This window comes from Selenomonas sp. KH1T6, from assembly GCF_900108415.1.
Taxonomy (GTDB): Bacteria; Bacillota; Negativicutes; order Selenomonadales; family Selenomonadaceae; genus Selenomonas_B; species Selenomonas_B ruminantium_A.
This window is the reverse complement of sequence record NZ_FNWN01000014.1, coordinates 47,491-59,426: the sequence shown is the minus strand read 5'-3', so window position 1 is coordinate 59,426 and position 11,936 is coordinate 47,491. Positions and strand designations below refer to the sequence as shown.

Sequence of the window (11,936 nt, the reverse complement as noted above, 5' to 3'; positions counted from 1 at the left end):
CATCCGTGGGCGCCAGGGGCGTGGGGAGCACCAGCAGGGACTCTGGACGTTTTTTGGATGAGGATGGTTGATTTTGCTTGTATGTAATCGTTTATACCAAAATTTTGCTTGCTTTCTCACGATTTTGATTGACTTTGCTTATGTTTAGCTATATGATATTAATACCACAAAGAAAGAAAAGGGGGGAACCTCATGCTCACGGAAGAGCGTTATGCGGCTATCCTGCGCCTTTTGGCGGAGAAGAAGGCCGTCACGGTCACCGAGCTTACCCGTCTCCTCAACACATCGGAATCTACGGTGAGGCGAGATCTTTCAAGCCTCCACAAGAGCGGCAGGCTCTACAAGGTCTACGGCGGGGCCACCGCCATCGACAACCGCTACTCTGCTTCGGAAGAGGACATGCACACGAAAAGCTCCCTCTTCACGGAGGAAAAGGTGGGCATCGCCCGCCTGGCGGCAGGGCTGGTGAAGCGGCGGGATTTCGTCTATCTGGACGCCGGTTCCACTACCCTCCAGATGATTGATTTCCTGACGGAAAAGGGGGCCACCTACGTCACCAACGGACTGCCTCACGCCTCAAGGCTTTCGGCCAGGGGGTTCAAGGTCTTTATCCTGGGCGGGGCCCTCAAGGCCACTACGGAAGCAGTGGTGGGAAGCGGCGCCATCAGGAGCCTGGAGGCCTACAACTTCACCAAGGGGTTCTTTGGCACCAACGGCATCAGTACCCAGTCAGGCTACTCAACGCCGGACGCCGATGAGGGCGAGGTGAAGGGGGAGGCCATGAAGCGCTGCAAGAACGCCTTTGTGCTGGCTGACCGCTCCAAGTTCAACCGGGTGGCTCCCATCACCTTCGGCAGCATTTCCAGCGCCACCATCATCACGGGAGTTTTGGAAGACAAAAAATATCGGGATTTTACCACTATATTGGAAGATGGGGAGTAACCAACTTCGATTTCTTCAGGAGGAAGCATCATGATTTATACAGTAACTTTCAATCCGGCTCTTGATTACATCGTGCGGCTGGATTCCTTCACGGCAGGGGAAATCAACCGTGTGAACTACGAGCAGGTTCTGGGGGGCGGCAAGGGCATCAACGTGTCCATCGTCCTGGGCAACATGGGCATCAAGTCCACGGCTCTGGGCTTCCTGGCCGGCTTCACCGGTGAGGAGATCAAGCGCCAGCTGGAGGGCTTTGGCGTAGCCCATGACTTCGTGCAGCTTGATAACGGCTTCTCCCGCATCAACGTGAAGGTCAAGGCCGACAAGGAAACGGAAATCAACGGCCAGGGCCCCAAGATCAGCGAGGCGGCACAGGCAGAGCTCTTTGCCAAGCTGGACAAGCTGGTGGAAGGCGACACCCTGGTGCTGGCTGGTTCTATCCCCAACACCCTGCCGGATGACATTTATGAGCGCATCATGAGCCGCCTGGACGGCAAGGGTATCCGCGTGGTGGTTGATGCCGAGAAAGGTTTGCTCTTAAAGGTTCTTAAGTATCATCCCTTCCTCATCAAGCCCAACAATCACGAGCTGGGTGATATGTTCGGCGTGAAGCTCACCACTGACGAGGAAATCGTCACCTACGCCAAGAAGCTCCAGGAGCAGGGCGCCCGCAACGTGCTCATCTCCATGGCTGGCGACGGCGCTATCCTCCTGACCGAGGACGGCCGCCACTTCAAGAGCCCGGCCCCCAAGGGCAAGCTGGTGAACTCCGTAGGCGCAGGCGATTCTATGGTGGCAGGCTTCATCACCGGCTGCCATGAGAAGCCGGAAGACTTTGAGCACGCCTTCTACATGGGCGTAGCCACCGGCTCCGCCTCCGCTTTCAGCGAGAACCTGGCCACCAGGGAAGAAGCTGAGGCCCTCTACAAGAGCATCCGCAGCTGATTGTAGAAGAAGCAATGAAAGGGTTGACCATACCTCCACCGCTTGCGGGGGAGGTGGCAGCCCGAAGGGCTGACGGAAGGGGGAATCGAAGCCGAAGCGTTGCTTGCTCTCGTCCCCCCTTCCACCACCTTCGGTGGTCCCCACACCAGGGAGCCCACCGGGCTCCCGCGCTTACGCGCCCCCGCAAGCGGGGCAGGTAAGGCCTGCTACTGCGTTTCTTTACTAAACTTCAAGTTTCCTCATTATTATGTTCTCATATATTTTTTAACAAAGGAGAGATATCATGCGTATCACTGACCTGCTCAAGAGCGAGTCTATCCTCCTCGGAGCACAGCCGGCTGATAAGAATGCAGCCATCCGGCAGCTGACCGACCTGATGGAAAAGGGCGGTAACCTCACTGACAAGGCTCAGTACATGAAAGATGTGCTGGCCCGCGAGGCTTCTGGCACCACCGGCCTGGGAGACGGCATCGCCACTCCCCATGCCAAGAGCGCTGGCGTCAAGGCCGCAGGCCTGGCTGCCATGACCGTGCCCGCAGGCATGGACTTCGAGTCCATGGACGGCCTGCCCTCCCGCCTGTTCTTCCAGATTGCCGCTCCGGACTCTGCCAATGACGAGCACATGGCCATCCTGTCCAAGCTGGCTACCATGATCATGGACCCGGACTTCAAGGAAGCCCTCATTGCAGCTTCCTCCAAGGACGAGTTCCTGAAGCTCATCGACGACAAGGAAGACGGCAAGTTCGTGGCTCCTGCAGCTGCTGAGGCTCAGGTTGCCGCTCCTGTCTCCGACCACATCCAGGTGCTGGCTGTCACTGCCTGCCCCACCGGCATCGCCCATACCTTTATGGCTGCTGAGTCCCTGGAGCAGCACGCCAAGAAGCGCGGCATCTCCATCAAGGTAGAGACCAACGGCTCTGGCGGCGCCAAGAACGTCCTCACTGCTGAGGAAATCGCCGCTGCTGATGCCATCATCGTGGCTGCTGACAAGAACGTGGCTATGGCCCGCTTCGACGGCAAGCCCACCATCATCACCAAGGTAGCCGACGGCATCAACAAGGCTGACGAGCTCCTGGACAAGGCTATGAGCGGCAAGGCTCCTGTGTACCATGCCACCGGCAGCGACGAGGCTGAGGGTGCAGCAGATACCGCAGGCGAGTCTTTGGGCCGTCAGGCATACAAGCACCTCATGAACGGCGTCAGCCACATGCTCCCCTTCGTGGTGGGCGGCGGTGTGCTCATCGCTTTGGCTTTCCTCTTTGATGCTCCCGAGCCGGCTGCTTCCTTCGGCAGCAACACCCCCTTCGCCAAGTTCTTCATGAGCGTTGGTGGCGCAGCCTTCGGCTTCATGCTGCCGGTGCTCGCTGGTTTCATCTCTATGTCCATCGCTGACCGTCCGGGCCTGGCTGTGGGCTTCGTGGGCGGCGCTCTGGCTGGCACCACTGGCTCCGGCTTCCTTGGTGCCCTCCTGGCCGGCTTCCTGGGCGGCTGGATCGTGAACCTCCTCAAGAAGGCTTTCGCTAATATCCCCGCCAGCCTGGACGGCGTGAAGCCCGTCCTCCTCTATCCCTTCTTCGGCATCCTCATCATGGGCTTCATCTCCATGTACATCATTGCGCCTCCTGTCAGCGCCATCAACACCTGGCTCACTGACACCCTGGCCAACATGGATCCCTCTGCCCGTATCCTCATGGGCATCGTAGTGGCCGGCATGATGGCTATCGACATGGGCGGCCCCATCAACAAGGCTGCTTACGTCACCGGTACCGGCCTCCTGGCTTCCGGCGAATACCATGTGATGGCTGCTGTCATGGCAGGCGGCATGGTTCCTCCTCTGGCCATCGCTCTCTGCACCACCTTCTTCAAGAACCGTTTCACCGAAAGTGAGCAGAAGGCTGGTGTCGTGAACTACGTCATGGGTATGTCCTTCATCACTGAAGGTGCCATTCCTTTCGCAGCTGGTGACCCGATTCGCGTGATTCCCTCCTGCGTCATCGGCTCCGCTGTGGCAGGCGCCCTGACCATGGCCTTCGACTGCACCCTCCGTGCTCCCCACGGCGGCATCTTCGTAGTCCCCACCATCGGCAACCCGGTGATGTACCTCGTCGCCATCCTCATTGGCGCCGTAGTCGGCTGCGCAGTGCTCTCCGTGCTGAAGAAGCCCCTGAACAAATAATTTGATACCTTGAAAGCAAAGCCTTGCGAGACTGTGAACTCGCAAGGCTTTTTTTCGTTCAGGGCAGGATAATGGGGAGGGGGAGCGAAATATTTCATCTGTGTTGGTTAGGAACTTTGCAGGATAGGGGAGATGATTCGCATGCCGTTAGTTAATAAAATCATCAAAGACCGCATCTGTTTTGTGACCATGCAGAACGGGAAACATTACAACTGTCTCAGCGAGGAGATGTGTGAGGGGATTGCGGAGGCGCTGCTGTTTGCCTATAACAGCGAATGTGTGGGCATTGTGCTGCAGGCAGAGGTGAACAAGGGCGTGTGGAGTGCGGGCCACGATATGCACGAACTGCCCCAGGATGGCAGCGACCCCCTGGCCTTTGAAGTGCCCATGGAGAGATTGCTGCGGGATGTGCAGGATGTGCCCATTCCCGTGATTGCCTGCGTGGATGGCACGGTGTGGGGAGGAGCCTGTGACCTCTGCCTGTCCTGCGATATGATTGTCAGTTCTAAGAATGCAACCTTTGCCATCACCCCGGCCAAGATTGGCATTCCTTACAATGCCTCAGGTCTCTTGCACTTCATCAATCAGCTGGGCATGAACAAGGCCCGGGAGATGTTCTTCCTGGGTATGCCCATTGAAGCGGAAGATGCACTGAACGTGGGCCTGATAAACCGCGTGACTGAAAAAGACGAGCTGGATGAGGTGCTGGAAGAGCAGTTCCTCAAGCCCCTGCGCCGCAACAGCGTCCTGTCCATCAGCGCCATCAAGCGCCAGTTCCGCATCCTGAGCCGTGCTTCCACGGTCATCAGCGCAGAAAGCTTCGAGCGCATCAACGCCTATCGCCACAAGGTCTATGGCGGCGAGGATTACAAAGAGGGCATCAATTCCTTCTTTGAGAAACGGGAGCCGAAATACAAGGGAAAAGCATCGGACCTTGATTGACATACAGAATAAATTCAGTTTGCAGGGCAGGAAAATGCTGTGGAGGGGGAGAAGTATTCCCTATTGTGAATTATTTTCTAAAATTAACAGCCCAACTGAATGAGAAAATGGGAAATTATGCAGCAATTTGCAACAATCGATTTGCATAAGCAGCAGGGAGGTTCGCAGATGAAATCTTACAGGAAACATGCAAAAGCAGCAGTGATGACACTTATCCTATGCAGCATCTGGGGGACGGCTTCGGCTGAGAGGCTGGACATGACCCTTGAGGATGGGGTACAGATGGCGCTGGAACGCAACTATGACATCGAGGAAAGCGCAGCGGATCTGGACAACGCATACTGGGCGCTGAGGGAAGCCCGCAGGAAGACCGGTCCGACTTTGTCCTGGGCTTTTGAAGGGGATGCCGTAGGGGGCAAGGCCTATGAAGACTGGAAGAACCGCCTTTTTACCAATCAGGGGAAGGTCAGCATGCCGCTCTATAGCGGCGGCAAGCTGGAGAACAATATCAAGGCCGCCAGGATGGGGCTGTCCGGGGCAGAACTGACTCTGGAACGCACCAGGCAGAGCATCCGGGACACGGTGGCTCAGGATTATTATGGCATCCTGAAATGCAGGAGCCAGGTTGGAGTCTACGAAGAATCTGTAGGCAACCTGCAGGCCCACCTGGAAAATGTCAACAACAAATATGAGGCCGGTACAGTGGCTATGGCAGATGTGCTGAGTTCAGAAGTGAATCTGGCCCAGGGCCGGCAGAAGCTGGTATCGGCGCTAAGTGATTATAAAGTGGCTGTAGCTACCTTCAACAAGGAAGTGGGACTGCCTCCAGAGACAGATACCAACGCCCTTGACAAGCTCACTTATGAGCGCTTCCTCCAGGAACTGCCGGAGTGCGAGGCTTATGCCCTGCTGCACCGCCCGGACCTCTTCCAGAAGGAATACAATCTCCTGGAGAACAAGGCCTACAAGGAGGCCGCCAAGTCAGGCTACAGGCCCACGGTGGATGCAAGCGCCAGCCGCAGCATTGAGGGGGATGGCCCTTTCAAAAGCAATCGGGACAGCTCTGACAGCTGGAAGGCCGGCATTTCTGTCAATTGGAATATCTTTGACAATCAGGTCACCAAGGCTCAGGTGAAGCAGAAAGAGGCCTCTGTGCGTCGCGCTGAAGCAGAGCTTCAGGACAAGCTCAGTGATGTGAAGCTGGAAGTCCGTGAGGCTTATGTGAAGCTCAAGGCTGCCGAGGAAAATATCAATATCATGGCAGATGTGGTGAACAAGGCTGAGGAAGATTACCATATCGAAGAAGCACGTTATGCCGCAGGTGTGGGCACGAACCTGGAGCTCATGGATGCCCAGAACAAGCTGGTGGAGGCCAAAGGTGAGTATATCAATGCCCTCTACAGCTATAATGTCAACAAATCCAGCCTGGAAAAAGCCATGGGCGTGAAAGTGGAGCTGGATGTGGAGCCTTATCGGCAGGCACTTTACGAGAACAGCGAGAAGGGAGACAAGAAGTGATGGTAGCATATGGGAAAAAATCTGTAGCCTTGCTAAGCTCAGTAGTGCTGGCAGCCAGCCTTTTCCTGACAGGCTGCGGAGAGGAACAGGCACCGCCGCAAAGCAAGGCGTCAGTCAAGGCCATGAAGGTCATGAAGCAGGATACGCCGGTTTCCTATGCTTATCCGGGGCAGCTGGAGGGCACGGATGAAGTAGAGGTCCATGCCCGGGTGTCCGGCAGCATCATGGAGAAATATTTCCAGGGAGGGGCCGAGGTGCATGCAGGCCAGCCTCTGTACCGTCTGGATTCCCGCCAGTACGAGTCTGCTGTGCTGGAAGCTCAGGCCAGCCTGCACAAGTCACAGGCCACTCTGAGAAATGCCCAGGAAGATCTGGCACGTGATGAGATGCTCTGGGCCAAAAAGGCCGTTTCTGAGCAGACCCTCACCAGCCAGAGGGCTACGGTTGCAGAGTATGAGGCAGAAGTGGAATCTGAGCGGGCAGCGGTGAGGAAGGCCCAGGAAAATCTCGACGATACCATTGTCTATGCCCCCATGGACGGCAGGCTGTCTGTGGATGATGTGGCAGTGGGCACTTATGCTACCGCTGGCGGCACCACGCTGGTGACCCTGGGCTCCATAGACCCCATCTATGCCAAGTTCAGCATCAGTGAGACTGAGTACCTGAACCTCCTGGCCAAGGCCATGGAAAAAGACGGCGACCCCGATGCATCTGACGAGCCGATGCCAAAAGTCAAAATCACTCTTTCCAACGGCCAGGTGTATCCTCTGGAAGGCGATATCATCGCGGCTGACAAGGGATTTTCCAACAACTCTGGCTCCCTTACCGTCAAGGCTCTTTTCCCGAATCCTCATGGTGTGATGCTGTCCGGCATGTTTGTCCGTGTGGGGCTTGTGGGCGTGACGGCAAAAGACGCTATCCTTGTGCCCCAGCGGGCCGTGCAGCAGTTGCTGGACGAGACCTTTGTGCTGGTGGTGGGAGATGATGGCAAATCTGTCTCCAAGAAAGTGGAACTGGGAGAGAAAGTTGGCAGCTACTATATTGTGAAGAAGGGCGTTACCACTGATGATACTGTGATTGTCGATGGCCTGACCAACCTTCAGTCAGGCAGGGAACTGGATGTCACTATGGTGACGGCAGAGGATATGGGCTTCTCCCTGACTGAATCTGCTGACATCGTAGACAAGTCATAAAGGGGGGCGGCAATCGTGGCACGATTTTTTATACATCGTCCTATTTTCGCCATTGTTATCGCCTTGATTATCGTCATCCTGGGCGTTGTGTCCGGCCTTAGCCTGCCAATCGCCCAGTACCCTCAGATCAGTCAGCCCACCATAAACGTGAGCACCACCTATACCGGGGCGAATGCTGACGTCATCAACCAGACAGTGGCCCAGGTCATCGAGCAGCAGGTCAACGGTACCCAGGGGATGGACTACATGAACTCCACTTCCGACGACAGCGGCAGCTACAGTCTGGATGTGAAGTTTGAGCTGGGTACGAATTCGGACATGGACACAGTGCTGGTGCAGAACAATGTGTCCATTGCCCAATCCAGCCTGCCGTCGGATGTGCAGACCACCGGCGTCACTACGAAAAAATCTTCCAGCGATATGGCGTACATGTTCACCATGCTTTCTCCGAACGGCACCTTTGACCGCACGTTCCTGATGAACTATGCCAACATCTATATCGTGGATAACCTCAAGCGCATCAAGGGCGTGGGCGATATCAGCACCTTTGGCTCCACGTATTCCATGCGCATCTGGCTGAATCCTGATAGATTGTCGGAGCTGGGACTGACCATCTCTGATGTGAAAAACGCCATCAAGGAGCAGAATGTCCAGGCACCGGCAGGCACCATCGGCCAGCTGCCTGCGCCGAAAAACCAGGAGAAGCAGTATACAGGCAGTGTGGAAGGCCAGCTGGTCACGCCGGAGCAATTTGCCGACATCATCCTGACGGCGAACAGCAACGGCTCCTATGTGCGTATCAGGGATGTAGGCCGGGTGGAAACGGGCGCCAAGTCCTCCGCCATGATTTCTGATGCCAACGGCGCTCCCAGTGCCGGTTTTGGTGTCAAGCTGACGGACGATGCCAATGCCCTGGAAACCATAGGCCAGGTTGAAAAAGTGCTGGAGGAAGCCTCCAAGAATTTCCCCGATGATATGGAATACCGGGCCGTCATTGATAACAGCGAGTTCATCAATGAGTCCATCAGCGAAGTGGTGCAGACCTTCAAGGAAGCGCTGATGCTGGTTATTGTCATCGTGTTCTTGTTCCTGCAGAGCTGGCGGGCCACGCTGATTCCCGTGCTGGCCATTCCTGTGTCTCTGGTAGGTACCCTGGCCAGCTTCATACTGTTGGGCTTTACTATCAACACTCTGACCCTCTTTGCCATGGTGTTGGCCATCGGCCTGGTGGTTGACGATGCTATCGTGGTGATTGAGAACGTGGAATCCCACATGAAGAGGGATGGCCTTGGGCCGGTGGAAGCAACTGAAAAAGCCATGGACGAGGTACAGGGGCCTGTAGTGGCCATCGCCTTCGTGCTGGCGGCCGTGTTTATTCCCGTTGCGTTCCTTTCCGGCACCACCGGCGTGCTGTACCGTCAGTTCGCCCTGACCATTGCCGTATCCATGGGTCTTTCCGCCTTTGTGGCTCTGTCCCTTACCCCGGCGCTTTGCGCTTTGCTGATGAAACCCCATGACCCCAATGCCAAGAAGGGGCCCCTTGATAAGTTCTTTGATGCCTTCAACGACTGGTTTGACCGCACGCAGAACCGCTATACCGGCATCGTAGGCTGGTTTATCGGCCATGCCAAGGTGGGGGCAGCCTCCCTTTTGGTGATATGCGTTCTGGCAGGCTTCTTCTACAGCAAGCTGCCGTCAACCTTCGTCCCGGACGAGGACCAGGGGTATTTCATCGCCGCGGTGTCGATGCCGGATGGCACTTCCCTGAACCGTACCTATGACACTATGACTGCCCTGGAAAAGGAAATAGGCAGCCTTACCGGCGTGAAGAATGTCATGAAGATTTCCGGTTATGATATGCTCTCCAGCGGTACCAAATCAAATGGCGGTACTTTCTTCGTAGGCCTGGAAAACTGGGATAAACGTACCACGGAAGATCTTTCACTGGAAGGCATTGTCGGCAAGGTGAATGAACTGGGCAAGAACCATCCCGAGGCCAGTGTCATGGCTATTGTCCCCCCGAGCTTGCCAGGTGTGGGCATGGTGGGCGGCATCTCCATGGAGCTTCAGGACATGACGGGCCACACGGACAAGGAACTGGATGCCATCACCAAGGAAATCCTGGCGGCTGCCAACCAGCGGCCGGAACTGACGATGGCCTATACCACCTTTTCTGTGGATTCCCCCATTTGCAAGTTCGAGGTGGACCGTGAGAAAGTCAAGCAGCTTGGCGTGGAGCTCTCTGATGTGTTCACGGCGCTGCAGGTGAATTACGGCGGTGCCTATGTCAATGACTTCGTGCGGTTCGGCCGCAGCTATTACGTCATGCTGCAGTCCGATGCCCAGTACAGGAACGAGAGCGAGGCTCTGAAATTCTGCTATGTGAAAAATATCTATGGGACCATGGTGCCCCTGGACAGCCTCCTGATTCCCAAATTCTCAACTTCCACTTCCGTCATCTCCCGTTTCAACGGGGTGCGCAGCATCAGCATCAATGGCATTGCAGCGGAGGGTTACAGCTCCGGTCAGGCCATGGCTGCCATGGAGGAAGTGGTGAAGGAGAAGGCCGGCAGCAGTTTCGCTGTTGAATGGTCCGGTCAGACCCGCGAGGAGAAAAAGTCCGCCGGTACCACCGGCAAGGTCCTGGCCCTTTCGGTTGTCTTCGTATTCCTCTGCCTGGCAGCTCTTTACGAGAGCTGGAGCGTGCCTTTCGCCGTGCTGCTGACTGTGCCGACGGGCATTTTCGGGGCGTTCTTCGTCCTGTTCAGTTTGCTGATGATCGGCGGCATGCGCGGTCATGCGAATATGGGACTTTTGAACAGCGTCTATGTGCAGATCGGTGTCATCATGCTCATGGGTCTGGCAGCCAAGAATGCCATCCTCATCGTGGAGTTTGCCAAGGCCAGAGTTGATGCCGGCATGGAGCCGGTGAAAGCCACCATCGAGGCAGCTGGCCTGAGGCTCAGACCTATCATCATGACCTCCCTGGCTTTCATCATCGGCTGCCTGCCTTTGGCCATGGCCTCTGGCGCAGGTTCTGCAGCCAGAAACGGCATGGGCACGGCAGTGGTAGGCGGCATGCTTTTCGCCACCTCCCTGGGTATCTTCCTTATCCCGGTAATGTATTGCATCGTCGTCTGGCTGACTAACAAGCTGAAAGGAAATAAGGAAGCCGCCGCCCAGACGGCTAAATAATAGGTAGCAGAAATTAATATAAAAAGGCCTCTTTGCTGTGTGATATGCTCCCCCTATGAGAGACAGTAAAAACTAAACTGTCATCATAGGGGGCGTTTTTCATGCTATACAAACAGGGCTTTTTATTTTCTTTCCTTTATCAACAAGGAAAAATCCTTTATGGGGCGAATAATCATAGTAAGGAGGTGTGACCCCATGAGGTACGGAAAGTTTTTGGCGGGAGTCCTTTTGGGGGCGGTCCTGCTTGCACCTGCAGCCGCAGGGCAGGCTTATGACCCCGCCGATGAAATCGTTTCTGTGGTAGAGGGTGACGAGGAGACTGAGGCGGCCCTGAAAGCCGAGCAGGAAATGGAATCCCAGCAGTATAAAAAGCCTGCGTCTGAGGCTCGCCGCCCTTCGGACAATAGCCGGGCAGATGAGTGGTTTGAGCGTCCGGAGGATGAAACATCAGGGCAGGAGCGTGATGAAAAGGGCAAGCCTGTCAAGGAGCGCTACCTGAAGATCATCCAGGATGAAAGCGGCTTTACTTACTATCTGGATACCCAGACGGCCAAGTGGCGCTATCTGCCCTACTCTGCCAGTGAAAAGATTATTGATGTCTGGGTGAAGCTGGTGCAGGAAGGAGCGGGGGAGTTTTCCTCTGAAGAAGATTACAGCTATCCCCAGACGTATTTCCTGGAGCACTACTACATCAGGCCGGACAGGCAGCAGATTCAGTTCCTCTGCGAGCTGGAAGTCACGGGCAGACCACAGAATGCCATCAAGGAGCGCGACTACAGTCCTGCCAACTGGGAGGGGCTGGTGCCCGGCTCTGTGGAGGATGAAGTCTATCGGGTGACAGTGGACTACCTGAAACGTTCCAAGAAAGCTGGCATGACCCGCCATGGCAAGAATCTGACTGCCAGGGATGCGCTGGAGGAGTTTTTACGCATCTCCCTCTAGTGTCGGCTATGGCAGTTATCAACAGGGAAGTTGGGGATTATCCACAGATTTTGTGGATAATCCCTGCAAGAGAATATGTTATCCAC

General features: G+C 55.7%; 8 protein-coding genes. All 8 read left to right on the top strand.

The features are described 5' to 3' along the window. The first annotated feature begins 192 nt into the window (after positions 1–192). The 8 genes from BLW59_RS09850 to BLW59_RS09815 all read left to right on the top strand — a co-directional run bounded on the left by BLW59_RS09850 (position 193) and on the right by BLW59_RS09815 (position 11,850). Positions 193–942, top strand: a complete 750-nt coding sequence (locus BLW59_RS09850; protein WP_074697652.1) for a DeoR/GlpR family DNA-binding transcription regulator — start codon at positions 193–195, stop codon at positions 940–942. Positions 943–972: 30 nt separating this feature from the next. Then, the gene (gene pfkB / locus BLW59_RS09845; RefSeq protein WP_074697651.1) at positions 973–1,884 is read left to right on the top strand and encodes a 1-phosphofructokinase; all 912 of its coding nucleotides are present in this window, start codon (positions 973–975) and stop codon (positions 1,882–1,884) included. 283 nt (positions 1,885–2,167) lie between these two features. Next, positions 2,168–4,060, top strand: a complete 1,893-nt coding sequence (locus BLW59_RS09840) for a PTS fructose transporter subunit IIABC (protein WP_074697650.1) — start codon at positions 2,168–2,170, stop codon at positions 4,058–4,060. A 141-nt stretch (positions 4,061–4,201) separates the two neighbouring features. After that, a complete protein-coding gene (scpB, locus tag BLW59_RS09835) occupies positions 4,202–5,002 on the top strand; it encodes a methylmalonyl-CoA decarboxylase (RefSeq protein ID WP_074697649.1) in 801 nt (266 codons plus the stop codon). A gap of 168 nt (positions 5,003–5,170) precedes the next feature. Then, positions 5,171–6,520 carry a TolC family protein gene (locus BLW59_RS09830; RefSeq protein WP_074697648.1) on the top strand — a complete coding sequence of 450 codons (1,350 nt, stop codon included), beginning with the start codon at positions 5,171–5,173 and terminating at the stop codon, positions 6,518–6,520. Next, entirely contained in the window at positions 6,520–7,713 is a 1,194-nt protein-coding gene (locus tag BLW59_RS09825) for an efflux RND transporter periplasmic adaptor subunit (RefSeq protein ID WP_074697647.1), read from the top strand. The genes BLW59_RS09830 and BLW59_RS09825 overlap by 1 nt, the downstream gene beginning before the upstream one ends. A 15-nt stretch (positions 7,714–7,728) precedes the next feature. Further along, positions 7,729–10,908, top strand: a complete 3,180-nt coding sequence (locus tag BLW59_RS09820; RefSeq protein WP_074697646.1) for an efflux RND transporter permease subunit — start codon at positions 7,729–7,731, stop codon at positions 10,906–10,908. A 195-nt stretch (positions 10,909–11,103) separates the two neighbouring features. After that, complete coding sequence (locus BLW59_RS09815) at positions 11,104–11,850, top strand: hypothetical protein (protein WP_074697645.1); 747 nt, start codon at positions 11,104–11,106, stop codon at positions 11,848–11,850. Positions 11,851–11,936: the final 86 nt, after the last annotated feature.